The organism is Rhizobium hidalgonense (assembly GCF_002914525.1).
Classification (GTDB): Bacteria; Pseudomonadota; Alphaproteobacteria; order Rhizobiales; family Rhizobiaceae; genus Rhizobium; species Rhizobium hidalgonense.
This window is the reverse complement of the sequence record NZ_LODW01000069.1, coordinates 11,979-38,416: the sequence shown is the minus strand read 5'-3', so window position 1 is coordinate 38,416 and position 26,438 is coordinate 11,979. Positions and strand designations below refer to the sequence as shown.

General features: G+C 60.6%; 38 protein-coding genes and 1 pseudogene. 32 read left to right on the top strand and 7 right to left on the bottom strand.

Annotated elements, in window-relative coordinates; all coding sequences use genetic code 11:
* Positions 1-222: 222 nt before the first annotated feature.
* The 28 genes and pseudogenes from rpsJ to ATY29_RS22145 all read left to right on the top strand — a co-directional run bounded on the left by rpsJ (position 223) and on the right by ATY29_RS22145 (position 15,509).
* Complete coding sequence (gene rpsJ / locus ATY29_RS22280) at positions 223-531, top strand: 30S ribosomal protein S10 (RefSeq protein ID WP_003547547.1); 309 nt, start codon at positions 223-225, stop codon at positions 529-531.
* A 39-nt stretch (positions 532-570) separates the two neighbouring features.
* Positions 571-1,212: a 50S ribosomal protein L3 gene (gene rplC, locus ATY29_RS22275; RefSeq protein ID WP_097537346.1), complete on the top strand. Its 642-nt coding sequence runs from the start codon at positions 571-573 to the stop codon at positions 1,210-1,212.
* A gap of 12 nt (positions 1,213-1,224) precedes the next feature.
* Positions 1,225-1,845 (top strand): 50S ribosomal protein L4, encoded by a 621-nt coding sequence (gene rplD, locus ATY29_RS22270; RefSeq protein WP_003573800.1) that lies wholly within the window; start codon positions 1,225-1,227, stop codon positions 1,843-1,845.
* Positions 1,842-2,135: a 50S ribosomal protein L23 gene (locus ATY29_RS22265; RefSeq protein WP_003547550.1), complete on the top strand. Its 294-nt coding sequence runs from the start codon at positions 1,842-1,844 to the stop codon at positions 2,133-2,135. Before rplD ends, ATY29_RS22265 begins: the two co-directional genes overlap by 4 nt.
* An 11-nt stretch (positions 2,136-2,146) precedes the next feature.
* The gene (gene rplB, locus ATY29_RS22260) at positions 2,147-2,983 is read left to right on the top strand and encodes a 50S ribosomal protein L2 (protein WP_003573799.1); all 837 of its coding nucleotides are present in this window, start codon (positions 2,147-2,149) and stop codon (positions 2,981-2,983) included.
* A 15-nt stretch (positions 2,984-2,998) separates the two neighbouring features.
* Positions 2,999-3,277 (top strand): 30S ribosomal protein S19, encoded by a 279-nt coding sequence (gene rpsS / locus ATY29_RS22255; protein ID WP_003573797.1) that lies wholly within the window; start codon positions 2,999-3,001, stop codon positions 3,275-3,277.
* A 2-nt stretch (positions 3,278-3,279) separates the two neighbouring features.
* Positions 3,280-3,669: a 50S ribosomal protein L22 gene (gene rplV, locus ATY29_RS22250; protein ID WP_003573794.1), complete on the top strand. Its 390-nt coding sequence runs from the start codon at positions 3,280-3,282 to the stop codon at positions 3,667-3,669.
* The gene (rpsC, locus tag ATY29_RS22245; RefSeq protein WP_003573793.1) at positions 3,669-4,403 is read left to right on the top strand and encodes a 30S ribosomal protein S3; all 735 of its coding nucleotides are present in this window, start codon (positions 3,669-3,671) and stop codon (positions 4,401-4,403) included. The genes rplV and rpsC overlap by 1 nt, the downstream gene beginning before the upstream one ends.
* A 38-nt stretch (positions 4,404-4,441) precedes the next feature.
* On the top strand, positions 4,442-4,855 hold the full coding sequence (rplP, locus tag ATY29_RS22240) for a 50S ribosomal protein L16 (protein ID WP_003573792.1): 414 nt from the start codon (positions 4,442-4,444) through the stop codon (positions 4,853-4,855).
* A gap of 12 nt (positions 4,856-4,867) precedes the next feature.
* Entirely contained in the window at positions 4,868-5,068 is a 201-nt protein-coding gene (gene rpmC, locus ATY29_RS22235; RefSeq protein WP_003547556.1) for a 50S ribosomal protein L29, read from the top strand.
* A gap of 12 nt (positions 5,069-5,080) precedes the next feature.
* Positions 5,081-5,320: a 30S ribosomal protein S17 gene (gene rpsQ, locus ATY29_RS22230; protein WP_003573791.1), complete on the top strand. Its 240-nt coding sequence runs from the start codon at positions 5,081-5,083 to the stop codon at positions 5,318-5,320.
* Between the two features lie 257 nt (positions 5,321-5,577).
* Complete coding sequence (rplN, locus tag ATY29_RS22225; RefSeq protein WP_003573790.1) at positions 5,578-5,946, top strand: 50S ribosomal protein L14; 369 nt, start codon at positions 5,578-5,580, stop codon at positions 5,944-5,946.
* 11 nt (positions 5,947-5,957) lie between these two features.
* A complete protein-coding gene (rplX, locus tag ATY29_RS22220) occupies positions 5,958-6,266 on the top strand; it encodes a 50S ribosomal protein L24 (protein ID WP_003547559.1) in 309 nt (102 codons plus the stop codon).
* Positions 6,259-6,816, top strand: coding sequence for a 50S ribosomal protein L5 (gene rplE, locus ATY29_RS22215; protein ID WP_003573788.1), 558 nt, complete (start codon positions 6,259-6,261; stop codon positions 6,814-6,816). The genes rplX and rplE overlap by 8 nt, the downstream gene beginning before the upstream one ends.
* Positions 6,817-6,848: 32 nt before the next feature.
* The gene (rpsN, locus tag ATY29_RS22210; RefSeq protein WP_003573787.1) at positions 6,849-7,154 is read left to right on the top strand and encodes a 30S ribosomal protein S14; all 306 of its coding nucleotides are present in this window, start codon (positions 6,849-6,851) and stop codon (positions 7,152-7,154) included.
* Positions 7,155-7,166: 12 nt separating this feature from the next.
* Positions 7,167-7,565 (top strand): 30S ribosomal protein S8, encoded by a 399-nt coding sequence (rpsH, locus tag ATY29_RS22205; protein WP_003547562.1) that lies wholly within the window; start codon positions 7,167-7,169, stop codon positions 7,563-7,565.
* A 42-nt stretch (positions 7,566-7,607) separates the two neighbouring features.
* The gene (gene rplF, locus ATY29_RS22200; protein ID WP_003573786.1) at positions 7,608-8,141 is read left to right on the top strand and encodes a 50S ribosomal protein L6; all 534 of its coding nucleotides are present in this window, start codon (positions 7,608-7,610) and stop codon (positions 8,139-8,141) included.
* Between the two features lie 12 nt (positions 8,142-8,153).
* Complete coding sequence (rplR, locus tag ATY29_RS22195) at positions 8,154-8,516, top strand: 50S ribosomal protein L18 (protein WP_003573785.1); 363 nt, start codon at positions 8,154-8,156, stop codon at positions 8,514-8,516.
* 131 nt (positions 8,517-8,647) lie between these two features.
* The gene (rpsE, locus tag ATY29_RS22190) at positions 8,648-9,217 is read left to right on the top strand and encodes a 30S ribosomal protein S5 (protein ID WP_003573784.1); all 570 of its coding nucleotides are present in this window, start codon (positions 8,648-8,650) and stop codon (positions 9,215-9,217) included.
* Positions 9,218-9,231: 14 nt separating this feature from the next.
* The gene (rpmD, locus tag ATY29_RS22185) at positions 9,232-9,441 is read left to right on the top strand and encodes a 50S ribosomal protein L30 (RefSeq protein ID WP_003573781.1); all 210 of its coding nucleotides are present in this window, start codon (positions 9,232-9,234) and stop codon (positions 9,439-9,441) included.
* Between the two features lie 16 nt (positions 9,442-9,457).
* Complete coding sequence (rplO, locus tag ATY29_RS22180; protein WP_003573778.1) at positions 9,458-9,934, top strand: 50S ribosomal protein L15; 477 nt, start codon at positions 9,458-9,460, stop codon at positions 9,932-9,934.
* Between the two features lie 231 nt (positions 9,935-10,165).
* Complete coding sequence (gene secY / locus ATY29_RS22175; RefSeq protein ID WP_097537345.1) at positions 10,166-11,506, top strand: preprotein translocase subunit SecY; 1,341 nt, start codon at positions 10,166-10,168, stop codon at positions 11,504-11,506.
* Positions 11,503-12,153: an adenylate kinase gene (locus ATY29_RS22170; RefSeq protein WP_003578673.1), complete on the top strand. Its 651-nt coding sequence runs from the start codon at positions 11,503-11,505 to the stop codon at positions 12,151-12,153. Before secY ends, ATY29_RS22170 begins: the two co-directional genes overlap by 4 nt.
* Positions 12,154-12,374: 221 nt before the next feature.
* A complete protein-coding gene (gene rpsM, locus ATY29_RS22165) occupies positions 12,375-12,743 on the top strand; it encodes a 30S ribosomal protein S13 (protein ID WP_003573772.1) in 369 nt (122 codons plus the stop codon).
* A 133-nt stretch (positions 12,744-12,876) separates the two neighbouring features.
* Entirely contained in the window at positions 12,877-13,266 is a 390-nt protein-coding gene (gene rpsK / locus ATY29_RS22160) for a 30S ribosomal protein S11 (protein ID WP_003547577.1), read from the top strand.
* A 97-nt stretch (positions 13,267-13,363) separates the two neighbouring features.
* The gene (locus tag ATY29_RS22155) at positions 13,364-14,374 is read left to right on the top strand and encodes a DNA-directed RNA polymerase subunit alpha (protein ID WP_097537344.1); all 1,011 of its coding nucleotides are present in this window, start codon (positions 13,364-13,366) and stop codon (positions 14,372-14,374) included.
* A gap of 123 nt (positions 14,375-14,497) precedes the next feature.
* Positions 14,498-14,920 (top strand): 50S ribosomal protein L17, encoded by a 423-nt coding sequence (rplQ, locus tag ATY29_RS22150; RefSeq protein ID WP_003573769.1) that lies wholly within the window; start codon positions 14,498-14,500, stop codon positions 14,918-14,920.
* A 165-nt stretch (positions 14,921-15,085) separates the two neighbouring features.
* Positions 15,086-15,509 (top strand): annotated as a pseudogene (locus tag ATY29_RS22145) (ribosomal maturation YjgA family protein).
* A gap of 10 nt (positions 15,510-15,519) precedes the next feature.
* Here the strand turns inward: ATY29_RS22145 and msrQ are convergent.
* Together msrQ and msrP are read right to left on the bottom strand one after the other, a co-directional pair.
* On the bottom strand, positions 15,520-16,176 hold the full coding sequence (msrQ, locus tag ATY29_RS22140) for a protein-methionine-sulfoxide reductase heme-binding subunit MsrQ (protein WP_097537343.1): 657 nt from the start codon (positions 16,174-16,176) through the stop codon (positions 15,520-15,522).
* Positions 16,176-17,123 (bottom strand): protein-methionine-sulfoxide reductase catalytic subunit MsrP, encoded by a 948-nt coding sequence (msrP, locus tag ATY29_RS22135; RefSeq protein WP_025415914.1) that lies wholly within the window; start codon positions 17,121-17,123, stop codon positions 16,176-16,178. Before msrP ends, msrQ begins: the two co-directional genes overlap by 1 nt.
* A gap of 439 nt (positions 17,124-17,562) precedes the next feature.
* On the opposite strand from msrP, the gene ilvD reads away from it, so the two are divergent.
* The gene (ilvD, locus tag ATY29_RS22130) at positions 17,563-19,401 is read left to right on the top strand and encodes a dihydroxy-acid dehydratase (RefSeq protein ID WP_097537342.1); all 1,839 of its coding nucleotides are present in this window, start codon (positions 17,563-17,565) and stop codon (positions 19,399-19,401) included.
* A 59-nt stretch (positions 19,402-19,460) separates the two neighbouring features.
* On the opposite strand, the gene ATY29_RS22125 is transcribed toward ilvD, so the two are convergent.
* Together ATY29_RS22125 and ATY29_RS22120 are read right to left on the bottom strand one after the other, a co-directional pair.
* Positions 19,461-19,814, bottom strand: coding sequence for a lysozyme inhibitor LprI family protein (locus ATY29_RS22125; RefSeq protein WP_003573762.1), 354 nt, complete (start codon positions 19,812-19,814; stop codon positions 19,461-19,463).
* A 21-nt stretch (positions 19,815-19,835) separates the two neighbouring features.
* On the bottom strand, positions 19,836-20,216 hold the full coding sequence (locus tag ATY29_RS22120) for a YkvA family protein (protein ID WP_097537341.1): 381 nt from the start codon (positions 20,214-20,216) through the stop codon (positions 19,836-19,838).
* Between the two features lie 133 nt (positions 20,217-20,349).
* Between ATY29_RS22120 and ATY29_RS22115 the strand changes: the two genes are divergently transcribed.
* Both ATY29_RS22115 and ATY29_RS22110 read left to right on the top strand, forming a co-directional pair.
* Positions 20,350-21,753: a DegQ family serine endoprotease gene (locus ATY29_RS22115; protein ID WP_025415917.1), complete on the top strand. Its 1,404-nt coding sequence runs from the start codon at positions 20,350-20,352 to the stop codon at positions 21,751-21,753.
* Positions 21,750-23,066 carry a replication-associated recombination protein A gene (locus ATY29_RS22110; protein ID WP_003573757.1) on the top strand — a complete coding sequence of 439 codons (1,317 nt, stop codon included), beginning with the start codon at positions 21,750-21,752 and terminating at the stop codon, positions 23,064-23,066. Before ATY29_RS22115 ends, ATY29_RS22110 begins: the two co-directional genes overlap by 4 nt.
* Before the next feature lie 33 nt (positions 23,067-23,099).
* On the opposite strand, the gene ATY29_RS22105 is transcribed toward ATY29_RS22110, so the two are convergent.
* Together ATY29_RS22105 and ATY29_RS22100 are read right to left on the bottom strand one after the other, a co-directional pair.
* Positions 23,100-23,774, bottom strand: coding sequence for a VIT1/CCC1 transporter family protein (locus tag ATY29_RS22105; RefSeq protein WP_003573755.1), 675 nt, complete (start codon positions 23,772-23,774; stop codon positions 23,100-23,102).
* A 165-nt stretch (positions 23,775-23,939) separates the two neighbouring features.
* On the bottom strand, positions 23,940-24,251 hold the full coding sequence (locus ATY29_RS22100) for a DUF1883 domain-containing protein (protein ID WP_003573753.1): 312 nt from the start codon (positions 24,249-24,251) through the stop codon (positions 23,940-23,942).
* Between the two features lie 168 nt (positions 24,252-24,419).
* Between ATY29_RS22100 and ATY29_RS22095 the strand changes: the two genes are divergently transcribed.
* On the top strand, positions 24,420-25,361 hold the full coding sequence (locus tag ATY29_RS22095; RefSeq protein WP_097537340.1) for an alpha/beta fold hydrolase: 942 nt from the start codon (positions 24,420-24,422) through the stop codon (positions 25,359-25,361).
* A gap of 40 nt (positions 25,362-25,401) precedes the next feature.
* On the opposite strand, the gene ATY29_RS22090 is transcribed toward ATY29_RS22095, so the two are convergent.
* Positions 25,402-26,406, bottom strand: a complete 1,005-nt coding sequence (locus ATY29_RS22090; protein ID WP_003573748.1) for a ketopantoate reductase family protein — start codon at positions 26,404-26,406, stop codon at positions 25,402-25,404.
* Between the last annotated feature and the right edge of the window lie 32 nt (positions 26,407-26,438).

Below are 26,438 nucleotides of genomic sequence, written 5' to 3'. Positions count from 1 at the left end.
TGCGCTTCGCCATCCGCGAAGGCGGCCGCACCGTCGGCGCCGGTATCGTTGCTTCGATCGTCGAGTAATGAGCGGCTGGGCCACCAGGCCCAAGGAAAGGATGGGGACGCCGATCTCGGTGTCCCTCTCGATCTTTGAAACCGGTGGCCCGCTAACGTAACTGAAGGTAAGTCGTGTCCCTGAATGGTGACACGCGGATAACAGACACAAGGATAAAGTCGAATGAACGGCCAGAATATCCGCATCCGCCTGAAGGCGTTCGATCACCGGATTCTCGATGCCTCCACGCGCGAGATCGTATCGACGGCTAAGCGCACCGGTGCAAGCGTCCGGGGCCCCGTTCCGCTTCCGACCCGCATCGAGAAGTTTACGGTCAACCGGTCCCCGCACATCGACAAGAAGAGCCGTGAACAGTTCGAGATGCGCACGCACAAGCGCCTTCTCGATATCGTTGACCCGACCCCGCAGACGGTAGACGCGCTGATGAAGCTCGATCTCGCCGCCGGTGTCGATGTTGAGATCAAGCTCTGAGACCTCGGGTCTTCGGGCTGAGTGAGAAGGATTGAACCGATGCGTTCAGGTGTGATTGCACAGAAGGTGGGAATGACCCGCGTCTATAACGACGCCGGTGAGCATGTCCCGGTAACGGTACTGCGCATGGAGGCCGTCCAGGTCGTTGCCACGCGTACTGTCGAAGAGAATGGCTATACCGCAGTTCAGCTCGGTGCCGGCCAGGCGAAGGTGAAGAACACGTCGAAGGCGATGCGCGGCAACTTTGCTGTCGCCAACGTCGAGCCGAAGGCGAAGCTTCAGGAATTCCGCGTCTCGGAAGATAATCTTCTGGAGATCGGTACTGAGCTTAAGGCCGGTCACTTTGCAGCCGGTCAGCTCGTCGACGTGACGGGCACGACGATCGGTAAGGGTTTTGCCGGCGCCATGAAGCGCCATGGTTTCGGCGGTCTGCGCGCCACGCACGGTGTGTCGGTGTCGCACCGCTCGCACGGTTCGACCGGCTCGCGCCAGGATCCGGGCAAGGTATTCAAGAACAAGAAGATGGCTGGTCACATGGGCCAGACGCGCGTTACGACTCAGAACCTGGAAGTGGTTTCGACCGATGAAGATCGCGGTCTGATCCTGATCAAGGGTGCAGTGCCCGGTTCCAAGGGTGCCTGGATCATCGTGCGCGATGCCGTCAAGTCGGCAGCGAAGTAAGGAGCCGGACCAATGGAATTCAACGTCAAGACCCTCGAGGGAAAAGACGCAGGGAAGGTTTCTCTTTCTGATGCGATTTTCGGCCTCGAGCCCCGCGAAGACATTCTCGCCCGCGTCATCCGCTGGCAGCTTGCCAAGAAGCAGCAGGGCACCCACAAGGCAAAGGGCCGCGCTGAAGTTTCGCGCACCGGCGCCAAGATGTACAAGCAGAAGGGTACGGGCCGCGCCCGCCACCATTCCGCTCGCGCTCCGCAGTTCCGCGGCGGCGGCAAGGCTCACGGCCCGGTTGTCCGCAGCCACGAGCATGACCTTCCGAAGAAGGTTCGTGCACTCGGCCTGCGCCACGCTCTTTCGGCCAAGATCAAGGCCGATGACGTCATCGTCATCGACAACCTGGTTGCAACTGAAGCCAAGACCAAGGCTCTCGCGTCTGTATTCGAGACGCTCGGCCTGACCAACGCCCTCTTCATCGGTGGCGCAGAACTTGACGGCAACTTCAAGCTCGCAGCTCAGAACATCCCGAACATCGATGTTCTGCCGATCCAGGGCATCAACGTTTACGACATCGTGCGCCGCGGCAAGCTCGTGCTTTCCAAGGCTGCGGTTGAAGCGCTAGAGGAGCGATTCAAGTGACCGATCTTCGCCACTACGATGTGATCGTCTCTCCGGCGATCACCGAAAAGTCCACGCTGGTCTCCGAAAACAACCAGGTTGTTTTCAATGTCGCCAAGCAGGCGACGAAGCCGGAAATCAAGGCTGCTGTCGAGGCGCTGTTCGGCGTCAAGGTTACGGCCGTCAACACTCTGCTGCGCAAGGGCAAGACCAAGCGGTTCCGCGGTTTCGTCGGCAAGCAGAAGGACGTGAAGAAGGCTGTTGTGACCCTGGCTGAAGGCCAGACGATCGACGTCTCCACCGGTCTCTGAGGTATAAGAAAATGGCATTGAAAACATTCAATCCGATCACCCCGAGCCAGCGCCAGCTGGTCATCGTCGACCGTTCGGCCCTCTACAAGGGCAAGCCGGTCAAGGCGCTGACGGAAGGCCTGACCAAGAGCGGCGGTCGTAACAACCTCGGTCGCATCACCGCCCGTTTCATCGGCGGCGGTCACAAGCGCACCTATCGTCTGATCGACTTCAAGCGTCGCAAGTTCGACGTCGAAGGCACGGTCGAGCGTATCGAATACGATCCGAACCGCACGGCTTTCATCGCGCTGGTAACCTATGCTGACGGCGAGAAGGCTTATATCCTCGCTCCTCAGCGCCTCGCTGCCGGTGACAAGGTCATCGCTTCCGAGAAGGCTGTCGACGTCAAGCCCGGCAACACCATGCCGCTGCAGTTCATCCCGGTCGGCTCCATCATCCACAACGTGGAAATGAAGCCGGGCAAGGGCGGTCAGATCGCTCGCTCCGCCGGTGGCTACGCACAGCTCGTCGGCCGTGACCAGGGCATGGCGATCCTTCGCCTGAACTCTGGTGAACAGCGTCTCGTTCATGGCTCCTGCCTTGCTTCGATCGGCGCCGTCTCCAACCCGGACCACGCCAATATCAACGACGGCAAGGCCGGTCGTACCGTTTGGCGCGGCAAGCGTCCGCATAACCGCGGTGTCGTCATGAACCCGGTCGACCATCCGCACGGCGGTGGTGAAGGCCGCACTTCCGGTGGTCGCCATCCGGTGACACCGTGGGGCAAGCCGACCAAGGGCAAGCGCACCCGGTCGAACAAGTCGACCGACAAGATGATCATGCGCTCGCGTCATCAGCGTAAGAAGTAAGAGAGGAAGTCTCCAATGGCTCGTTCAGTATGGAAAGGTCCGTTCGTTGACGGCTATCTTCTCAAGAAGGCTGAGAAGGTTCGTGAAGGCGGACGTGCAGAAGTGATCAAGATCTGGAGCCGTCGCTCCACGATCCTGCCGCAGTTCGTCGGTCTTACCTTCGGCGTCTACAACGGCAGCAAGCATATCCCGGTCAGCGTCAATGAAGACATGGTCGGCCACAAATTCGGTGAATTCTCTCCGACCCGCACCTACTACGGTCACGGCGCGGACAAGAAGGCGAAGAGGAAGTAACAATGGGCAAGGCAAAAGCCGAACGCCGGCTGAAGGACAACGAGGCGCAAGCAGTCGCCCGCACGCTCCGCGTCAGCCCCCAGAAGCTCAATCTGGTTGCTGCGGCTATCCGCGGCAAGAAGGTCGAGCGCGCACTCGCTGAGCTGGAGTTCTCCCGCAAGCGCATCGCAGGAGCCGTCAAGAAGACGCTCGAATCCGCGATCGCCAACGCCGAGAACAACCACGATCTCGACGTCGACGCTCTCGTCGTCGCCGAGGCCTATGTCGGCAAGTCGATCGTCATGAAGCGTTTCCACGCTCGTGGCCGCGGTCGCGCGTCGCGCATCGAGAAGCCTTTCGCGCACCTGACGATCGTCGTTCGTGAAGTGCAGGCAGTAGAGGAGGCCGCATAATGGGTCAGAAAATCAATCCAATCGGTTTCCGTCTTGGCATCAACCGTACCTGGGATAGCCGCTGGTTCGCGGACAATGCCGAGTACGGCCAGCTGCTGCACGAAGACCTGAAGATGCGCAAGTTCGTCATGAGCGAACTGAAGCAGGCCGGGATATCCAAGGTGGTCATCGAGCGTCCGCACAAGAAGTGCCGCGTCACGATCCACTCGGCACGCCCGGGCCTGATCATTGGCCGCAAGGGCGCAGACATCGACAAGCTCCGCAAGAAGCTGTCGGACATGACCAATTCGGAAACGCACCTCAACATCGTTGAAGTGCGCAAGCCCGAAGTCGACGCAACGCTGGTCGCTCAGTCGATCGCCCAGCAGCTCGAGCGCCGCGTGGCTTTCCGCCGCGCCATGAAGCGCGCTGTTCAGTCCGCGATGCGTCTTGGCGCCGAAGGCATCAAGATCACCTGCGCTGGTCGTCTCGGCGGCGCTGAAATCGCCCGTACGGAATGGTACCGCGAAGGTCGTGTGCCGCTGCACACGCTGCGCGCCGACATCGACTACGGCACGGCCGAAGCAGAAACCGCATTCGGTATCTGCGGCATCAAGGTCTGGATCTTCAAGGGCGAAATCCTTGAGCACGATCCGATGGCTTCCGAACGTCGCGCGCTGGAAGGCGACGCACAGGGTCCGGCAAGCCGCGAACGCGACCGTGGCGATCGTCGCCGCGAACGCGACAACGCGTAATTAGCGCTGGCGAAAGATAAGCTCGGAGAAGTAAGAAAATGTTGCAGCCAAAGCGTACTAAGTACCGCAAGCAATTCAAGGGCCGCATCAAGGGTGTCGCCAAGGGTGGTTCTGACCTGGCATTCGGCGAATTCGGCCTGAAGGCTCAGGAACCCAACCGCGTCAATGCACGCGAGATCGAAGCGGCTCGCCGTGCGATCACGCGTTACATGAAGCGCGCCGGCCGTGTGTGGATCCGCGTGTTCCCGGACGTTCCGGTAACCGCTAAGCCGACCGAAGTCCGCATGGGTAAGGGTAAGGGCTCCGTTGAATACTGGGCATGCAAGGTCAAGCCCGGCCGTATGATGTTCGAGATCGACGGTGTCAGCGAAGAAATCGCCCGTGAGGCGCTTCGTCTCGGCTCTGCCAAACTCTCGGTCAAGACGCGCTTCGTTCAGCGCATTGCAGAGTAAGGGATTGAGCTCATGAAAGCCTCAGATGTTCGCGGTTTCACCGCCGACCAACTCAAGGACGAGCTTGCCAAGCTGAAGAAGGAGCAGTTCAACCTGCGCTTCCAGAAGGCGACCGGCCAGCTCGAAAAGTCCTCGCGCATCAACGAAGTCCGCAAGGACATCGCCCGCGTGAAAACCATTGCCCGCCAGAAGGCGGCAGAAGTTAAGGCCTAAAGGAAGAAAAATATGCCGAAGCGCATCCTGCAGGGCGTCGTCGTTGGCGACAAGAACGAGAAGACGGTAGTGGTTCGCGTCGAGCGTCGTTTCGCTCACCCGCTGCTCCAGAAGACCGTTCGTCGTTCCAAGAAGTACAAGGCCCACGACGAGAACAACCAGTACAAGATTGGCGATACCGTATCCATCGAGGAATGCGCGCCGATCTCCAAGGACAAGCGCTGGACGGTCATTTCCGCCCAGGGTCAGTAAACAGAATTTTGTGCGAGGCCTTGCGTCTCGCCGAAATATCTGTATGAAGCAGCGTCAGAACGCTCGAATGCCGGGCGTTCTTTTGCTTTGAGCGCACGGAAGGTCCTTCGGGAAACCACCCTGGCACGATCGATCCCGCGCTATTCAGCATTGCCGTGTCTGTGCTGCCGTCATGGCAGCTCGGCCGGCGAAAATTTTCATAAGCCGGAGTAGGGGGCTAGCCCAACCATTCCGGTAAACCAAGAAGGCGACCTGATATGATTCAGATGCAAACAAACCTCGACGTCGCGGATAATTCCGGCGCACGTCGTGTCATGTGCATCAAGGTGCTGGGCGGCTCGAAGCGCAAGTATGCCTCGATCGGCGACGTCATCGTCGTTTCGATCAAGGAAGCGATCCCGCGTGGCCGTGTGAAGAAGGGTGACGTGATGAAGGCGGTTGTCGTTCGCACCGCCAAGGACATCCGTCGTCCGGATGGCTCTGTGATCCGCTTCGACACCAACGCAGCAGTCCTCATCGACAACAAAAAAGAGCCGATCGGCACCCGTATCTTCGGACCGGTTCCGCGCGAACTTCGCGCCAAGAACCACATGAAGATCATCTCGCTGGCTCCCGAAGTACTGTAAGGAGCAAAGCGATGCAGAAGATTCGTAAGGGCGACAAGGTCGTCATGCTCGCTGGCAAGGACAAGGGCCGTACCGGCGAAGTTGTCCAGGTCATGCCGAAGGAAGATCGTGCCGTTGTTCGTGGCGTCAACGTCGTCAAGCGCCATCAGCGCCAGACGCAGACCCAGGAAGCCGGCATCATCAACAAGGAAGCCCCGGTTCACCTGTCCAACGTTGCAATCATCGACAAGGACGGCAAGCCGACCCGCGTCGGTTTCAAGGTTGTTGACGGCAAGAAGGTCCGTGTGGCCAAGCGTTCTGGAGAAGTGATCGATGGCTGAGGCAAAATACGAGCCGCGGCTCAAGAAGGAATATGTCGAGCGCATCCGCAAGGCGATGCAGGAGCAGTTCTCCTACGCCAACGAGATGATGATCCCGAAGCTCGACAAGATCGTGATCAACATGGGTGTCGGCGAAGCAACCGCTGACTCGAAGAAGCCGACGGTAGCTGCCGCCGACCTCGCAGCGATCGCCGGCCAGAAGCCGGTCATCACCCGCGCCCGCAACTCCATCGCAGGCTTCAAGGTCCGCGAACAGATGCCGATCGGCGCGAAGGTCACCCTGCGCGGCGCCCGCATGTATGAGTTCCTGGACCGTCTCGTGAACATCGCGCTGCCGCGCGTTCGCGACTTTCGCGGCCTGAACCCGAAAAGCTTTGACGGCCGTGGCAACTTCGCCATGGGCATCAAGGAGCACATTGTGTTCCCTGAGATCAACTACGACAAGGTTGATCAGATGTGGGGCATGGACATTATCGTTTGCACGACGGCGACGACCGACGACGAAGCGCGGGCTCTTTTGAAAGAGTTCAGCTTCCCGTTCCGTCAATAACCGTAACGACGAGCGTAGAAAAGGAACCTGACATGGCGAAGACAAGCGCAGTTGAAAAGAACAAGCGCCGCCGTACTACGGTCGCCAACCAGGCCGCTAAGCGGGCTGCGTTGAAGGCGATCATCATGAACCAGGCTCTTCCGATCGAAGAGCGGTTCAAGGCCTCGATCAAGCTGGCATCCCTGCCGCGTGATGGATCGAAGACCCGTATTCGCAACCGTTGCGAAGTCTCGGGGCGTCCGCGCGCATATTACCGCAAACTGCGCATGTCGCGTATTGCGCTGCGTGAACTGGGCAATCTCGGCAAGGTGCCGGGTATCGTCAAGTCGAGCTGGTAAGGAGCAGGTTACATGACAATGACTGATCCGTTGGGCGATATGCTCACCCGTATCCGTAACGGCGCTTCCCGCCGCAAGTCGTCGGTCTCGACGCCTGCGTCCAAGCTCCGTGCACGTGTTCTCGATGTTCTGCAGTCTGAAGGCTACATCCGTGGCTATTCCGTTGTCGATTTCGGCAATGGCAAGTCGGAGCTCAGCATCGAGCTGAAATATTATGAAGGCGCATCGGTGATCCGTGAGATCGGCCGTGTGTCCAAGCCGGGCCGCCGGGTTTATGTCTCGGTCAAGTCCATTCCGCAGGTCGCGAACGGCCTCGGCATCACCATCCTTTCGACTCCGAAGGGTGTGATGGCCGATCACCAGGCTCGCGAACAGAACGTTGGCGGCGAGGTTCTTTGCTCGGTCTTCTAAGATCGGGCAGAGATCTCCATAGCGAACAGACAGGATTGAAACATGTCTCGTATCGGTAAAAAGCCCGTTCAGGTGCCTGCTGGGATCACGGCTACGGTCGATGGCCAGAAGGTCACTGCAAAGGGCCCGAAGGGCGAGCTGTTTTTCGTTGCTAACGACGAAATCAGCCTCAAGCTCGAAAACAACGCGGTCGTCGTGACGCCCGTAAACCAGACCAAGGATGCACGTTCGAAGTGGGGCATGTCCCGCACGATGATCGAAGGCATCTTCAAGGGCGTCAAGGACGGCTTTGAGCGCAAGCTCGAAATCAACGGCGTCGGTTACCGCGCCTCGCTGCAGGGCAAGAACCTGCAGCTGGCCCTCGGTTTCAGCCATGACGTGATCTATGAACCGCCGGTCGGCATCACGATCGTCGTTCCGAAGCCGACTGAAATTGTTGTCTCCGGCATCAATAAGCAGCAGGTCGGTCAGGTCGCCGCCGAAATCCGCGAATATCGCGGTCCTGAGCCCTACAAGGGCAAGGGCGTCAAGTACGCTGACGAGCGGATCGTCCGCAAAGAAGGCAAGAAGAAGTAAGGATCACGCGAAATGGCTAGCAGGAAAGAAGCACTTGCACGTCGTGCCAACCGCGTGCGCCGTCATCTCAAGTCGGTGGCCAACGGCCGTCCGCGCCTGTCGGTTCATCGCTCCTCGAAGAACATCTACGCTCAGGTTATCGACGATGTTGCCGGCAAGACGCTTGCCGCTGCATCGACCCTCGATAAGGATCTGCGCGGTTCTCTGAAGACCGGTGCTGACACCGCAGCAGCTGCCCTCGTCGGCAAGCTCGTTGCAGAGCGCGCTTCGAAGGCGGGCGTCACCGAGGTCGTATTCGACCGTGGCGCCTTCATCTATCACGGCCGCATCAAGGCTCTCGCCGATGCGGCCCGCGAAGGCGGTCTCACCTTCTGATCAGTTTCCGGCCGGACGCTTTCAGCGCCGGCCGGATTTTCGCCGGACCGCAGGCACTCTCCGGAAGGGGAGGCTGATGCGGTCCACATTCGTTTGCCGATTGCACCCGGAAAAGAAAAAGGAAGAGGACAATGGCACAGGAAAGAAGGCCGCAGCGGGAAGACCGCCAGAGCCGTGAAGAGCGCGATAGCGAATTCGTCGACAAGCTGGTCGCGATCAACCGCGTCGCCAAGGTCGTCAAGGGCGGCCGTCGTTTTGGTTTCGCCGCACTCGTCGTCGTTGGCGACCAGAAGGGCCGCGTTGGCTTCGGCCATGGCAAGGCACGCGAGGTGCCGGAAGCCATCCGCAAGGCAACCGAAGCCGCCAAGCGCGAACTGATCTTCGTACCGCTGCGTGACGGCCGTACGCTGCATCACGACGTTCATGGCCGCCACGGCGCCGGCAAGGTTCTGCTGCGCTCGGCCAAGGTCGGTACCGGCATCATCGCCGGCGGTCCGATGCGCGCCGTGTTCGAAACGCTCGGCATGCACGACGTCGTCGCCAAGTCGACTGGCTCGTCGAACCCCTACAACATGGTTCGCGCCACTTTCGACGCTCTGAAGCACCAGGTTCACCCGAAGGACATCGCAGCTCAGCGCGGCATCAAGTATGCAACGCTGCAGGCTCGTCGTAGCGCCTCCGGCAACGCCTCTGAAGAATAAGAGGAGTTTGACAGATGGCCAAGGCTACCAAGAAGGCTGAAGCGAAGACTGTCACGATCGAACAGGTCGGCAGCCCGATTCGCCGTCCGGACGTTCAGCAGCGCACGCTGATCGGTCTCGGACTGAACAAGATGCATCGTCGCCGCACGCTGGAGGATACTCCTTCCGTTCGTGGCATGATCCGTGCTGTCCAGCATCTCGTTCGCGTCGTCGACGAGAAGTGAGACGGAGGAAACGCTCATGAAACTCAATGAAATTAAAGACAACGAAGGCTCGACTCACAGCCGCAAGCGCCTCGGCCGCGGTATCGGCTCGGGCTCGGGCAAGACGGGTGGTCGCGGTGTGAAGGGTCAGAAGTCCCGTTCGGGCGTCGCCATCAACGGCTTCGAAGGCGGCCAGATGCCGATCTATCGTCGCCTGCCGAAGCGCGGCTTCAACAACATTTTCGCTTCCGATTTTGTTGTTGTATCGCTGGCTCGCATTCAGGCGGCGATCGACGCCGGCAAGCTCGATGCCAAGGCGACCGTCGACGCAGCTGCTCTCAAGGCAGCCGGCGTGATTCGTCGCGCCAAGGACGGCGTTCGCGTTCTCGGCGACGGCGAGCTCAAGGCAAAGATCACCATCGTCGTTGCAGGCGCTTCCAAGCCTGCCGTCGAGAAGATCGAAAAGGCCGGCGGCGCCGTGACGCTGCTTTCGGCTCCGGCTGCAGCCGAATAATAATCTGATGATATATCGCCCGGGGTGCTTCACACCGGGCGATTTTGCTCCCATATGTGGGCCTCACAAAAACTTGGCTGGCGCGCCCGCGTCATGCCGGTAAGACTAAAACAAGGGTGAGGCATGGGGTTGCGCTGCAATCCGTACTGAACCCGGTTTTGAATAATTTTCATACTGATTCCGGGCCGGCCTATCCCTAGAGACGCCGGAATTGGTAGCGCGGAGAATCGCATGGCTTCTGCAGCGGAACAATTGGCATCCAACCTCAATTTTTCGACCTTTGCCAAAGCCGAGGATTTGAAGAAGCGCCTGTGGTTCACACTGGCAGCTCTCCTCGTCTACAGGCTCGGCACCCATATTCCGCTTCCGGGCCTCAATCCCGAAGCCTATGCCCAGGCTTTCCGCGGCCAGTCAGGCGGCATTCTCGGCCTTTTCAACATGTTTTCGGGCGGCGCCGTGCAGCGCATGGCGATCTTCGCGCTCGGCATCATGCCCTATATCTCTGCTTCGATCATCGTGCAGCTGATGACATCGGTCGTGCCGGCGCTCGAAAACCTTAAGAAGGAGGGCGAGCAGGGCCGCAAGATCATCAACCAGTATACCCGCTATGGCACGGTCATCCTCGGTGCGCTCCAGGCCTACGGCATTGCCGCCGGTCTTGAGAGCGGCCAGGGCCTCGTCGTCGATCCGGGCTGGTTCTTCCGGGTTTCCACCGTTCTGACGCTGCTTGGCGGCACGATGTTCCTGATGTGGCTCGGCGAGCAGATCACCTCGCGCGGCATCGGCAACGGCATCTCGCTGATCATCTTCGCCGGCATCGCCGCCGGTCTTCCGACAGCTCTTGCCGGCACGCTCGAGCTCGGCCGCACCGGCGCGCTGTCGACCTTCCTCATCCTGCTTGTCATCATCGTCGCGATCGGCGTCATCGGCGTCATCGTCTTCGTCGAGCGGGCGCAGCGCCGGCTGTTGATCCAGTATCCGAAGCGCCAGGTCGGCAATCGCATGTTCCAGGGCGATACCTCGCACCTGCCGCTGAAGCTCAACACTTCGGGCGTCATTCCGGCGATCTTCGCCTCGTCGCTGCTGCTGCTGCCGGCAACGCTTGCGGGCTTTGCCAACAACACGGCAATGCCCTCCTGGGCGACGTCGATCGTTGCGGCGCTCGGCCATGGCCAGCCGCTCTACATGGTGCTCTATGCGGCGCTGATCGCCTTCTTCGCCTTCTTTTATACGGCCATCGTCTTCAATCCGAAGGACACGGCCGACAATCTGAAGAAGCATGGCGGCTTCATTCCCGGCATCCGCCCCGGCGAGCGCACCGCCGAATATATCGACTATGTGCTGACCCGAATCACGGTGATCGGCGCGATCTATCTCGTCTTCGTCTGCATCCTTCCGGAGATCTTGGTGTCGCAAACCGGCATTCCATTATCCCTTGGTGGGACTTCGCTTTTGATCGTGGTTAGCGTAACTCTTGATACGGTTGCACAGATCCAGGGTCACCTGATCGCGCAGCAATACGAAGGCCTGATCAAGAAATCGAAGTTGCGTGGAGGAAAGAGGGGGCGATGAGACTTATCCTTTTAGGGCCGCCGGGCGCGGGTAAGGGAACCCAGGCCCAGCGGATCGTGGAAAAGCACGGCATTCCGCAGCTTTCCACGGGGGACATGCTGCGCGCAGCGGTCAATGCCGGCACGGATGTCGGCAAGCGCGCCAAGGCGGTGATGGATGCCGGCAAACTTGTCTCGGATGAGATCGTCATCGCCATCGTCTCCGAGCGAATCGATCAGCCCGATTGCGCCAACGGCTTCATTCTCGACGGTTTCCCGAGGACGCTCGTCCAGGCGGATGCCACCGAAGCGATGCTGAGGGCAAAGGGTCTCAGCCTCTCCGTCGTCGTCGAATTCCGTGTCGACGATGAGGAACTGGTCCGTCGTGTTGCAGGTCGCTACTCCTGCGCACAGTGCGGCAGCGTCTATCACGATACCGATAAGGTCCCGGCTGCCGAAGGCGTGTGCGACAAGTGCGGTTCCACGCACTTCAAGCGCCGTCCTGACGACAACCCGGAGACCATGACGGCTCGGCTGCAGGTCTACTACAAGGAAACTTCACCGCTGATCGGCTATTACCATGCCAAGGGCAAACTCAGGTCCGTAGACGGCATGGCGGAGATCGATCAGGTGACGGCCGAGGTGGAAAGCATTCTTTCCAAGCTTTAAGGCTTTGAAAATAAACTTGGCGGAACGGTTGCTTTTCAGCACTGATTCCGCTAAACACCGCGCCAACTCGCGACATTCCATGCGATCGGCGCGGATTTCCCAGGGAAGTCCGGGTGCGGTCGTTTTGACATGTTGCGGACGTAAATCTGAACGAGCGGTTCCAAAGACCGCATAACGAAGCCCACTTGCCGGATGGCAACTGGAATGCAAGGAGAACAGGCGTGGCACGTATCGCTGGCGTCAACATCCCGACTGCGAAGCGCGTTGTTATCGCGCTGACCTACATTCACGGGATCGGTCCGAAATTCGCACAGGAAATCGTCGAGAAGGTCGGTATCCCGGCTGAACGTCGTGTGCACCAGCTGACGGACGCTGAAGTCCTTCAGATCCGCGAAGCCATCGACCGCGACTATCAGGTCGAAGGTGATCTTCGTCGCGATACCGCGATGAACATCAAGCGTCTGATGGATCTCGGCTGCTACCGTGGCCTGCGTCATCGCCGCGGCCTTCCGGTCCGCGGTCAGCGCACGCACACCAATGCCCGCACCCGCAAGGGTCCGGCAAAGGCAATCGCCGGCAAGAAGAAGTAATTTCCGGGAAACCGGGGTGGGGAGGCTGGCGGTTAGCGCCGGCCTCTTTTGAGTTTGGAGCGGGACCATATAGGCGCCGTTCCGGTGTAGCCGCTGGCATTACGGCGGTGAAGAGATCAACGAAAGGAATACCATGGCTAAGGAAGCCGTCCGCGTTCGCCGTCGCGAGCGCAAGAATATCTCGTCGGGTGTCGCTCACGTCAACTCGACCTTCAATAACACGATGATCACCATCACCGACGCGCAGGGCAATGCGATCGCTTGGTCGTCGGCTGGCGCCAAGGGCTTCAAGGGCTCGCGCAAGTCGACCCCGTTCGCGGCCCAGATTGCTGCCGAAGACTGCGCCAAGAAGGCTCAGGAACACGGCATGAAGTCGCTGGAAGTCGAAGTCTGCGGTCCGGGTTCGGGTCGTGAATCGGCTCTGCGCGCGCTCCAGGCTGCAGGTTTCATGATCACGTCCATCCGCGACGTGACCCCGATCCCGCACAATGGCTGCCGTCCGCGCAAGAAGCGCCGCGTCTGATCATCGCTCTCGTCACTGGTGAGCGCCTCGGCGCTCCCGGTGGTTTTCAAGCTCGGTTGTCACGATTGGATGGTGGCAACGAACGGAAGGCAAACTCATGATTCAGAAGAACTGGCAGGAACTGATCAAGCCGAACAAGGTGGACTTCTCTTCAAGCTCGCGCACCAGGGCGACGCTTGTTGCCGAACCGCTGGAGCGCGGCTTCGGCCTGACCCTCGGCAATGCGCTTCGCCGCGTTCTGCTCTCCTCGCTGCGCGGCGCTGCCGTCACGGCGGTGCAGATCGATGGCGTGCTGCATGAATTCTCCTCGATTCCGGGCGTCCGCGAAGACGTCACGGATATCGTGCTCAACATCAAGGAAATCGCCATCAAGATGGATGGCGACGACGCAAAGCGCATGGTTGTGCGTAAGCAGGGCCCGGGTGTTGTGACGGCTGGCGACATCCAGACGGTCGGCGATATCGAAATCCTCAACCCCGAGCATGTCATCTGCACGCTCGACGAGGGCGCCGAAATCCGCATGGAATTCACCGTCAACAACGGCAAGGGCTACGTTCCGGCCGAGCGCAATCGTGCGGAAGATGCTCCGATCGGTCTCATCCCGGTCGACAGCCTCTATTCGCCGGTCAAGAAGGTGTCCTACAAGGTTGAAAATACCCGCGAAGGACAGGTTCTCGACTACGACAAGCTGAACATGACCATCGAAACCGATGGCTCGATCACCGGCGAAGACGCCGTCGCTTTCGCGGCGCGCATTCTCCAGGATCAGCTTGGCGTTTTCGTCAACTTCGACGAGCCGCAGAAGGAAACCGAAGAGGAAGCAGTTACCGAACTCGCTTTCAACCCGGCTCTCCTGAAGAAGGTGGACGAACTCGAACTGTCGGTCCGTTCGGCAAACTGCCTGAAGAACGACAACATCGTCTACATCGGCGACCTCATTCAGAAGACCGAAGCAGAAATGCTCCGCACGCCGAATTTTGGTCGCAAGTCGCTGAACGAAATCAAGGAAGTTCTCGCTTCCATGGGCCTGCACCTCGGCATGGAAGTGCCGGCATGGCCGCCCGAGAACATCGAAGATCTCGCCAAGCGTTACGAAGACCAGTACTGAGAAAACAAAAGGCAGGCTCTTTCGGCTGCCTTTCCCCGTCAAACAGCAGGCCGATCGCCTGCATGTGCCAGGAAACGGCAGGCCCAATTAACGTAAGGGCACCTGCAATAAAGGAGAATAGCAATGCGCCATGGTAAAGCCGGCCGCAAGCTGAATAGAACTGCAAGCCACCGCAAGGCGATGTTCGCCAACATGGCGGCTTCGCTGATTACCCACGAACAGATCGTCACGACCCTGCCGAAGGCCAAGGAAATCCGTCCGATCGTCGAGAAGCTCGTCACGCTCGGCAAGCGCGGCGACCTGCATGCTCGCCGTCAGGCGATCTCGCAGATCCGCGATGCTGCCGTCGTTTCGAAGCTGTTCGACACGATCGCAACGCGTTACGCCACCCGCAACGGCGGCTACCTGCGCATCATGAAGGCCGGCTTCCGCCAGGGCGACAATGCCGCCATGGCCGTTGTCGAATTCGTTGATCGCGACACCTTCGCCAAGGGCGCGGCCGACAAGGCCCGCGTCGCTGCCGAAGAGCAGGCCGTCGCCGCTTAAGGTTTCCGCTCCGTCGGATAGAAACAGCCGGGCTCACAAAGCCCGGCTGTTTTCGTTTTTGCAGCGGTCACGGATGAAAGCGACGCCAGCCTGAGATGGCAGGCAGCACCTCTCGAAAATTCGATATCTCCACCTCAACCGTCCGATGATACAGGTCAGGTTCAAGTGCGCGAAATCATCCAAACTCGCTCTCAAGCGCAGTTCCTTCGCCTTGCAGCTCTGCTTGTGGTGATCGTGCTTGGGCTGGCACTCAGACGGTTCGGCTATGCGGTCGATCTGCCCTTCGTCGTCGTCAAATATGGTGGATCGGCACTCTGGGGGGCGATGGTCTATCTGCTGGTGGCGCTGATCGTTGCACGGTCCCGGCCGGCAGTCCTTGCCATCATCGCGCTGTTCATCGCGATCTCAGTGGAATTGTTTCGGCTCTATCACACGACCCTGGCTCGACGCGTTTCGGCTGACCACGGCAGGCGCGCTGCTGCTTGGCCGGATATTCTCGCTGTGGAATATGCTGGCCTATGCAATCGGCATCGCCGCGGCCTGGGCCGTCGATCCCGCCCGTCGGGCGGCGATTGCTCCTCGCCGGTAAGCCGGCCGTCTCACGAAGCTGAGACCATCGCGCGATTGCGCGTCCGCCCCTGACCTTTTTTCCGGCTGCGTGCGATCGGGCGCCAGGAGCGGTAGAGAATGAGCGCGATGATCAGCCCGACGTAGATATATTGCTCGAGGTCGAGGATCTTGGTCGAGAGCGCGAAGTGCAGCGCCCCACAGGCGGCGATGATGGTGACGAGGCGGTGCAGCCAGATCCAGCTTTTGCCGAGGCGGCGGATCGAAAGATTGTTGGATGTCACCGCCAGTGGAATAAGCATCGCAAGTCCGGCCATGCCGAACATGATGAAGGGGCGCTTCAGCACGTCGTTGATCACGGCATGAATATCCATCGCCTGGTCGAGCACCATGTAGACGGTGAAATGCATCAGCGCATAATAGAAGGTCAGAAGGCCGAGGGCGCGGCGATAGCGCAGATAATTCCAGCCGAGGAGCTCGCGGGCAGGGGAAACGGCAAGGGTTGCGACCAAGAAACGGATCGTCCAGATGCCGAGAAAAAGCTCGAAGGTCTTGACCGGATCGGCGCCGAGCTGATCGGTCGCGCCGAGATAGAAAGTCCAGGCTGCCGGCACGAGGCCAACGACATAAAGCAGCCAGACGGAGGCGGGCTGCCAGCGCTTCGGGATGGCAAACGACAATTCCGCCATCAGAAATTCGCCTTCAGATCCATGCCGGCATAAAGGCTCGCTACCTCGTCGGCATAACCGTTGAAGGGCAGGGTGGGGTGGCGGCTTGCGCCAAAGAAGCCGCTTTCGCCGATGCGCCGCTCGCTCGCCTGGCTCCAGCGCGGATGGTCGACTGAAGGATTGACGTTGGCGTAGAAGCCGTATTCCTGCGAATTGGTTACCTGCCAAGTATTCTTCGGCTGCTGGTCGGTGAGCGTGATCCTGACAATCGACTTGATGCCCTTGAAGCCATATTTCCACGGCACGACGAGGCGGACCGGTGCGCCGTTCTGGTTCGGCAGCGTTTCGCCATAGAGCCCGACGGCGAGCAGCGTTAGCGGATGGCTCGCCTCGTCCAGGCGCAGGCCCTCGACATAGGGCCAGTCGAGCGACTGGAAGAAGCCCTTCTGCCCCGGCATCTCGTCGGGCCGCACCACGGTTTCGAAGGCGACATATTTGGCGCTGCCGAGCGGCTCCACCTTGTCGAGCAGCGCTGCCAGCGGAAAGCCGTCCCAGGGAATGACCATCGACCAGGCCTCGACGCAGCGCATGCGGTAAGTGCGCTCCTCGATCGGGAATTCCTTGATCAGCGCCTCGAGGTCGAAGGTGCCGGGTTTGTTGACCATGCCGTCGACCTTGATCGTCCAGGGCAGGGGCTTGAAATCGCCGGAATTGGCTGCGGGATCGCCCTTGTCGAGGCCGAACTCATAGAAGTTGTTGTAGGTCGTGACGTCCTTGATCGGCGTCGGCTTCTCGTCGACCTTGTACTTGCTCTCGACGGCGGAAAGCGCAGCCGCACTCGCCTGGCCGGCGCTGTAGAGCGCCATGGCGCCAAGTGCTGCCGCGCCCAGGAATTCACGACGGCGCAAGTAGATCTGGCGCGGCGTGATCTCCGACGGCGCGATCTTGGGGGGGCGATAGCTGGGCATCTCGAAAACCTCCAGGGCGGATTTCCTGAATATAGTCTCTAAACGAACCGCCCGCATATTCGGATTAGTGTCTATGCCTTGAATAACACCGCCGGGAAGCCAATTTTTTGTGTTCGGCTGTGATGGAATAGGCTGTAACCAAACCGCTCGCCGAACCGTATATCAGCAATGGTGCTCAAGGCGGTTCGCCAATGCCTGTCGCCCGGAAGTGTGCAGCGGTTCCGGGATAACGACATGCATGAAAACAACAAGCTAAAGCGCGTTGCATGAAGCAAGTTCGATGCGAGGCGCTTTAGGCACCGTACCGGATTTGCCCTTGCCGGTAGTGACAGCCCCCGTCGATTGGATTAGGACAATTCCAAAAGCAGCGTTGCCCGGCCGCAGGCTCAATGCCGCCCCGCTTCGCCTGATGATTTCCGACACGTCGAGGAAGACACCGATGCCAGCTTACCGTTCCAGAACCACGACCCACGGCCGCAACATGGCAGGCGCGCGCGGCCTTTGGCGCGCCACGGGCATGAAGGATTCGGATTTCGGCAAGCCGATCATCGCGGTGGTGAATTCCTTCACCCAGTTCGTACCCGGCCACGTCCACCTGAAGGACCTCGGCCAGCTCGTTGCCCGCGAGATCGAGGCGGCCGGCGGTGTCGCCAAGGAATTCAACACGATCGCCGTCGATGACGGCATCGCCATGGGCCATGACGGCATGCTCTATTCGCTGCCCTCGCGCGAACTCATCGCCGACAGCGTCGAATACATGGTCAATGCCCATTGCGCCGACGCCATGGTCTGCATCTCCAACTGCGACAAGATCACCCCCGGCATGCTGATGGCGTCGCTGCGCCTCAACATCCCGACGGTCTTCGTCTCCGGTGGTCCGATGGAAGCCGGGAAGGTCGTGCTGCACGGCAAGACGCACGCGCTCGACCTCGTCGACGCGATGGTCGCCGCAGCCGATGACAAGATCAGCGATGAGGACGTCCAGACCATCGAACGCTCGGCCTGTCCGACCTGCGGTTCCTGCTCCGGCATGTTCACCGCCAATTCGATGAACTGCCTGACGGAAGCGCTCGGCCTGTCGCTGCCCGGCAACGGCTCGACGCTCGCCACCCACGCCGACCGCAAGCGCCTCTTCGTCGAGGCTGGCCATCTGATCGTCGATCTCGCCCGCCGTTACTACGAGCAGGACGACGTCAAGGCCCTGCCGCGCACCATCGCCTCGAAGCAGGCCTTCGAGAATGCCATGGCGCTCGATATCGCCATGGGCGGCTCGACCAATACGGTCCTGCACATCCTGGCTGCCGCCCATGAGGGCGAGATCGATTTCACCATGGCCGATATCGACGCGCTGTCGCGCCGGGTGCCGTGTCTGTCGAAGGTCGCACCGGCCAAGAGCGATGTTCATATGGAAGACGTCCACCGCGCCGGCGGCATCATGTCGATCCTCGGCGAACTCGACAAGGGCGGTCTCTTGAACCGCGATTGCCCGACCGTGCATGCCGAGACGCTGGGCGATGCGATCGACCGCTGGGATATCACCCGCACCAACAGCGACACCGTCCGCAACTTCTATCGCGCCGCCCCCGGCGGCATCCCGACCCAGGTCGCTTTCAGCCAGGAGGCCCGCTGGGACGAACTCGATACCGACCGCGAAAATGGCGTCATCCGCTCGGTCGAACATCCTTTCTCGAAAGACGGCGGCCTTGCCGTGCTCAAGGGCAACCTTGCGGTCGACGGCTGCATCGTCAAGACGGCCGGCGTCGATGAATCGATCCTGAAATTCTCCGGCCCGGCCCGCGTCTTCGAAAGCCAGGATGCCTCGGTCAAGGCGATCCTCGCAAACGAGGTCAAATCAGGCGACGTCGTCGTCATCCGCTATGAAGGCCCGAAGGGCGGCCCCGGCATGCAGGAAATGCTCTATCCGACGAGCTATCTGAAGTCGAAGGGCCTCGGCAAAGCCTGTGCGCTGATCACCGACGGCCGCTTCTCCGGCGGCACCTCCGGCCTGTCGATCGGCCACGCCTCGCCGGAGGCGGCCAATGGCGGCACGATCGGCCTGGTGCGCGAAGGTGACATGATCGATATCGACATCCCGAACCGCACGATCAGCCTGCGCGTCAGCGAGACCGAACTTGCCGCCCGCCGCGCCGATCAGGACGCCAAGGGCTGGCATCCGACAGAAGTGCGCAAGCGCAACGTCACGACGGCGCTGAAGGCCTATGCGGCCTTCGCCACGAGTGCCGACCGCGGCGCCGTGCGTGATCTGAACGCGCGCTGAGCGGTTTCGAACCTACGACCCGCTGATTAAGAGTCAGCTGCTCTCGCAACCGGTCGCTTTCAAAGCGGCCGGTTGATGTTTTTGTAGGTCTCGCCGAGCTGCTTCAGCCGCTCATCATAGGCAGACTTGATACAGACGGCATCCGCCGCGCATTCCTGTCGTTTCTTCAGCCATGCGGTCTGCTCGTCCTGCAATGTCCCGCGCGAGCCCATCGCCAGCAGACCGGAGAGCAGTTCGAAGGTCGTCACCATTTTCACGTCGGCATCGTTGAGCGCGCGGTTGTCGCAGATCGTCTTTTCGTCCGGCTTCAATTCCTTTGCATCGCAGTCGAAGCTTGCCGCCATAGCCATATCCGACGCGAAGATCGAAATCGCAAAACCAAAACCCATCATCACCGCTTTTGCCGTCATCATTCCTATCCCTGTTGCTTCCGGTCAAACCAGTTTGCGCAATGCCAGAGCCAGGAAGATGATGCAGGTAAGCCAGACGGCAAGGATGAAGATCAGCCCGGCCCGGCCGGAAGGGCGCTCGATGCGTCTTGCCGCCTCGGCACGAAGCTCGCTCATCACCTCAGCCGGGACAAGCCGCGTCGCCAGCAGGATGCCAAGCGGCACGATCAGCAGATCGTCGAGATAGCCGAGCACGGGAATGAAATCGGGGATGAGATCGACGGGTGACAGCGCATAGGCGGCAACGGCGCCGGCCACCGCTTTCGCATACCAGGACACGCGCCGGTCTCTGGCTGCAAGCCACAGGGCGACGATGTCACGCTTCAGTGACTTCGCCCAGATTTTGGCCTGTGATATCAGTTGCATGGACAATCTTCCTGAATCAAGTTCGCAGCGACTTCAAGACATTCCTTTGCCTTATTCTTCCATGCTTCCGCCCTCTTTCCTTTCTAGCGTCTGACGCTACAACGTTGCTCAAGAGGATTCAAAAAGGATACCCATGCAAGGCCTGTTCAAACGCGCCTCCGTTTCGCTGTTCGCTCTGACACTGCTTCTGCCGGCTGCGGCTGAAGCGCAAACGGCAAAGACCGTGCCCGAGAGCCAGATGCAAATGCAGCTCTCCTTCGCGCCGCTCGTCAAGCAGACGTCGGGCGCCGTCGTCAATGTCTATGCGGAGAAAACCGTCCAGCGGCAGTCACCCTTTGCCGGCGACCCCTTCTTCGAGCAGTTTTTCGGCCAGCAGATGCCGAACCGTTCGGAGAAGCAGTCATCGCTCGGCTCTGGCGTCATCGTCGAGGCGAACGGCACTGTCGTGACGAACAATCACGTCATCGAAGGCGCCGACGACATCAAGGTGGCGCTGACGGATGGCCGCGAATTCCCCTGCAAGGTGGTGCTGCGCGATGACCGCGTCGACCTCGCGGTACTGAAGATCGATACCAAGGAGAGTTTTCCGACATTGCCCATCGGCAATTCCGATGCCGTCGAGGTCGGCGATCTTGTCCTGGCGATCGGCAACCCCTTCGGCGTCGGCCAGACGGTGACGAGCGGCATCGTTTCGGCGCTTGCCCGCAACCAGGTGGTGAGGAACGAGTTCGGCTTCTTCATCCAGACCGATGCCTCGATCAACCCCGGCAATTCCGGCGGCGCCTTGATGAACATGAAGGGCGAACTGATCGGCATCAACACGGCGATCTTCTCGCGCGGCGGCGGTTCGAACGGCATCGGCTTTGCCATTCCCGCCAATCTCGTCAAGGTCTTCCTCGCCTCGGCCGATGCCGGCGTCAAATCCTTCGAACGACCCTATGTCGGCGCGAGCTTCGATGCCGTGACCTCGGAAGTGGCTGAAGCGCTGGGGCTCAACAAGGCTCGCGGCGCGCTGGTCGTCAAGGTTTCGGAAGGCGGACCGGCGGCCAAGGCCGGCTTGAAGGCCGGCGAAATCGTCACCGCCGTCGACGGTATATCCGTCGAACATCCGGATGCGCTGCTCTACCGCCTGACGACGGCCGGTCTCGGCAAATCGGTCAAGCTCACCGTCGTCGAGAACGGCCGCGAGGAGCAATTGCCGCTGACGCTCGATCGCGCCCCGGAAACCTCGCCGCGCGACCAGCGCACGATCGGCGGGCGCACCCCCTTTAGCGGCGCAGTCGTCGAGAACCTGTCGCCGCGGGTCGCCGACGAGCTGCGCATGCCGCCGGAATCGGCAGGCGTCGTCGTATCCGAGGTGAAAGAGGATTCGCCGGCCGCCCGTCTCGGTTTTGAGCCGAAGGATATCATCGTCTCGATCAACGGCACGGAGGTGAAGTCGACCAGCGAACTGTCCCAAATCGCTGACAGCGACCCCGGCCTCTGGCGGGTCGAGATCGAGCGCGATGGTCAGCGCATCCGGCAGTTCTTCCGATGAGCAACGATCTCTTCGCGCCGCGTGTTCCGGAGGAGGTGGCCGCCAGGCGGCCGCTTGCCGACCGGTTGCGGCCGAAGACGCTTGCTGATGTCACCGGCCAGGAACATCTGACCGGTGAAGACGGCGTCCTGAAAAGGATGATCGAAAGCGGCTCGCTCGGCTCGATGATCTTCTGGGGCCCGCCCGGCACCGGCAAGACGACGGTGGCGCGGCTGCTGTCCGGCGAGGCGGGGCTGGCCTTCGAGCAGATATCGGCGATCTTTTCCGGCGTCGCCGATTTGAAGAAGGTGTTCGAGACGGCCCGCCTGCGGCGAATGGATGGCCGCCAGACGCTGCTCTTCGTCGACGAGATCCATCGTTTCAACCGCGCCCAGCAGGATAGTTTCCTGCCTGTTATGGAGGACGGCACCGTCATCCTCGTCGGCGCTACCACCGAAAACCCGTCCTTCGAGCTCAACGCCGCTCTCTTGTCGCGGGCCCGCGTGCTGACCTTCAAGTCGCATGACGAGGAGAGCCTGGAGGAATTGCTGAAGCGCGCCGAGGCGATCGAGCAGAAGCCGTTGCCGCTGACCGAAGAGGCGCGCATCAGCCTGATCCGCATGGCCGATGGCGACGGCCGCGCGGTGCTGACGCTGGCCGAAGAGGTTTGGCGCGCCGCGCGCGAGGGCGAGAGCTTCGATACCGAGGGCCTGACGCGCATCGTCCAGCGTCGCGCTCCGGTCTACGACAAGGCGCAGGACGGCCATTACAATCTGATCTCGGCGCTGCACAAGTCCGTGCGGGGTTCGGATCCCGATGCCGCGCTCTATTATCTCGCCCGCATGTTCGATGCCGGTGAGGATCCGCTTTATCTCGGCCGGCGGCTGGTGCGCATGGCGGTGGAAGATATCGGCCTTGCCGATCCGCAGGCGCTGGTGATCTGCAACGCCGCCAAGGATGCCTATGAGTATCTCGGCTCCCCCGAAGGGGAACTGGCGCTCGCCCAGGCCTGCGTCTATCTCGCCACCGCGCCGAAATCGAATGCCGTCTACACCGCATTCAAGGCGGCAAGCCAGGCCGCCAAGCAGAACGGCTCGCTGCTGCCGCCCAAGCACATCCTCAATGCGCCGACCAAGCTGATGAAGGGCGAAGGCTACGGCGAGGGTTACCGCTACGACCATGATGAACCCGACGCCTTTTCCGGCCAGGATTATTTCCCAGAGAAGATGGGCCGCCAGACCTTCTACGATCCGCCGGAACGCGGCTTCGAGCGCGATATCCGCAAGCGGCTGGAATGGTGGGACAAACTTCGCAAGGAGCGCAATCCGCGCTGACGCCTCTCGGCCCATCCTGTTGGCGAACCGGGCTCAGCCGCCAAGCGCGATCGCGATTGCGACCAGAAGCAATCCGAGACAAGTCATCGTCATCCCCGCATACAAAGGCCTGCCGCCTGAAAATCTCGCCCAGGCATAGCCCGTCACAAACAGCAGCATGATGAGAAACAGATTGCTGGTTCTCAAGGCAACGTGTGCATTGTCGATGAGAAGGAGGGGCATAACGGCCGGAATGGAGGTGGCCGAGACAAGGACGAAGACCGCGATTGCGGCCAACAGATCACCTTTCGACAGGGACACCTTCACAGGATCGGCCCGGCCTGCGAGCGTCAGGAGTGATCGATAGAGTGCCTCCGCATCGGCGCCCTTTGCGGAGAACGGTGCTTTTTCAATCGGAAATTCCTTCGCAATCACCATGAGCGCCGCAGATTCGGTTCTGGCGGCTTTGATTTGCCGAAAAAGCCGAAGCCGCCTGCTTTTGTAAAATGTCGCCCCCAGATAGAACAAGACGGCGTCGATGATCCCCCAGGCCACGTTGCAGCCGATCGTTGCAACGACCAGATCGTCGACATTTAACCCTTCTTTTTCAAAAACCAGCCTCGAACCGACCGTCAATGTCAGCGCCATAATCAATCCGAAAAGGACTTCACCGAGCGCATCGCCAGGATCAATGATGTTGGTGATACGTCCGATCAGGTTCGAAGTCATGAACTGCTTCCGACGTGATGAAGCAACCGGTGGCGCCGCGGCGTGGGGCCTTGCGACCGTGACTGTGATCGACTTGGCAGCCGGATTCATTGATCGTGATCAAAGGTCAGGACGATTGGGCGTGTCGTGTCACGGTTTTCGCGTGGAGACGCGGTGCTGTAAAGCTCAGGAAGCCCGCGGCGTCTTCTGATTTGGCGGCCCGGCGATCACCTTGACGGAAGAGTCCGCCAGCCCGTGATGGCCTTCCATATCGACGACGATATGCCAATGGCCGCTTTCCGGAACGGCGATCTTGATCGGCGATTTGCGTGCCACGCCGCCGATATACTTGAAATCGAGAACCTCGGTGAAGCGCTGGAAATTCGGCGCCGTCATCAGCCGAACATTGTTCACCGCATTCAACGACACCTCGACGATCGTTCCGGCGCGTTGTTCCTTGAGATCGTAATGGGTGAAGCGGAAGTTCGGTTTCGGCATCGGTCTCGTTGTGTCTGAAGTCTCTGGGACGAGATTTTACCAGTATGCCGGTTAAGGAAAAGTTGGAAATCGATCTGAAGGCCCGATCGGAGAAATTTCGAGGCACAGTGTCGGAAACGCCGGGCCGCCGCCGTCCTTGCGATATCCAAGCAAAAACGGAGCAAGGACATGTCGAAGATGAGGCTGATTTCGATGATCGCAACCGCTGCCGCATTCCTGGCGGCGCCCGATATGGCAGGCGCCGGTGGCGCGGCTGGTATCGAGGAAAAGGCGGTCGCACCGATCGTCAGGAAGGGAAGTCTGCCGGTCAACGGCATCGACTATTATTACGAGATCCGCGGCGAGGGCGAACCGCTGCTGCTGCTTCACGGCGGTCTCGGACAGATCGAGATGTTCGCGCCTGTCATGCCTGTTTTCACCGACCACCGGCAGGTGATTGCCGTCGATCTGCAGGGGCATGGCCGCACGCCGCTCGGCAAGCGGCCGATCGACCTTGCGGCAATCGGCGCCGATCTTGCGATCCTGGTGAAGCAACTCGGTTACGACAAGCTCGACGTCTTCGGCTATTCCTTCGGCGGCGGGGTGGCGCTGAACATGGCGGCGAACGCGCCCGACCAGGTGCGCCGCCTGGTGATCCTCTCGGCGCCCTATGCGCAGAACGGCTTCTTCCCGGAGATGTTGCCGCAGCAGGCGGCCGTCGGCGCCGGCATGGCCGAGATGATGAAGGACACGCCGATGTTCCTCTCTTACAAGGCGGTGGCGCCCGACGTTTCCGAATTTCCCAAGCTGCTCGACGCCATGGGTGCGCTGATGCGCGAACCCAAGGATTATAGCGATGCCGTCGCCAAGCTCACCATGCCGGTCATGCTGATCTATGGCGATGCCGATATGATCCGCCCCGAACATATGATCGACTTCTACCACAAGCTCGGCGGCGGCCTGCGCGATGCGGGCTGGATGCGGGAGAACCTGTCGAAGAACCGGCTGGCGATCCTGCCCGATCTCACCCACTACGAGACCTTCGCTTCGCCGCTGATGGCGAATGTGGCGATGACTTTCCTCGACGGCGGCGGCAAGGCGCCGAACTGGGCCGAGCAGGTTGGGAAATAAGCGAGAGCGGCCGGATTTATCCCGGCCGCACTATCCCGCATCAGCTGCCGCGCCGGTTTTCCCGGTCCAGCTGCGTCACCAGCGCCAGGATGGTTTCCGATACCGGGGTCGGCACGGCAGTCAGGCGTCCGAGCGCCACCAGCATGCCGACCAGCGGCGTGATTTCGAGCGGCTTGCCGCCCATCAGATCCTGCAGCATTGATGTCCGAACGCCGCCGATGTGGCGCGATTGTTCCAGTCGCTGCTCGACTGTCATGGAAAAGTGCGCGCCGAGCGCATCGCCGACCGCGCGCACTTCCTTCATGACTTTGCTCACCATGTCCATCAGCGCCGGGTCCGCCAGGATGTCTGTCATCAGCGCCCGGGTCAGAGCGCTGATCGGGTTGAAGGCGGCGTTGCCCATCAACTTGCTCCAGATTTCGCTGCGGATTTCCGGCGTGGTCGTAATGTTGAGATCGGCGCCGGTCAGCACCGCTGCTATGGCCTCCAGATCGGCAGACATTTCGCCGGAGGGCTCGCCGAGCACGAAGCGGCCTTTGTGGGAAAGCTGGATCTCACCCGGGTTGACCACCTCAGCGCCTTGATAGGCGACGCAGCCAATCGCCCGCTCCGGGCCGATCAGCCGCCAAATCCTGCCGCCTGGATCGAGTTCGTCGAACTGCAGTTCCGCATGCCTGCTATTGGTATCGCGATGGAAATACCACCACGGAATGCCGTTGAGGATCATGACGACACGGGTGCCCTGCCTCAGGAGACCGGCGATTCCCTCGGCGGCGGCCGCCAACTGATGCCCCTTGAGACCGGTGATGACGAGATCCTGCGGCGGCAATGTCGTTGGATCGTCGGTCGCCGTCAGGCGAACGTTGAGCGGCGTTTCCGCATCGGCTTCGCGCAGGCTGAGACCATGCCTGCGGATGGCGTCGAGATGCGCCCCGCGCGCGACGACAGAGATGGTGGTGTCGTTTCCGGCTCTGCGGGCGAGCTTGGCGGCAATAGCGCCGCCGAGGGCGCCGGCGCCATAGATCGAGATGGTTTTTATCGGCATGCATCGCCTCTTCATGGTCGTGGTCGAACCTA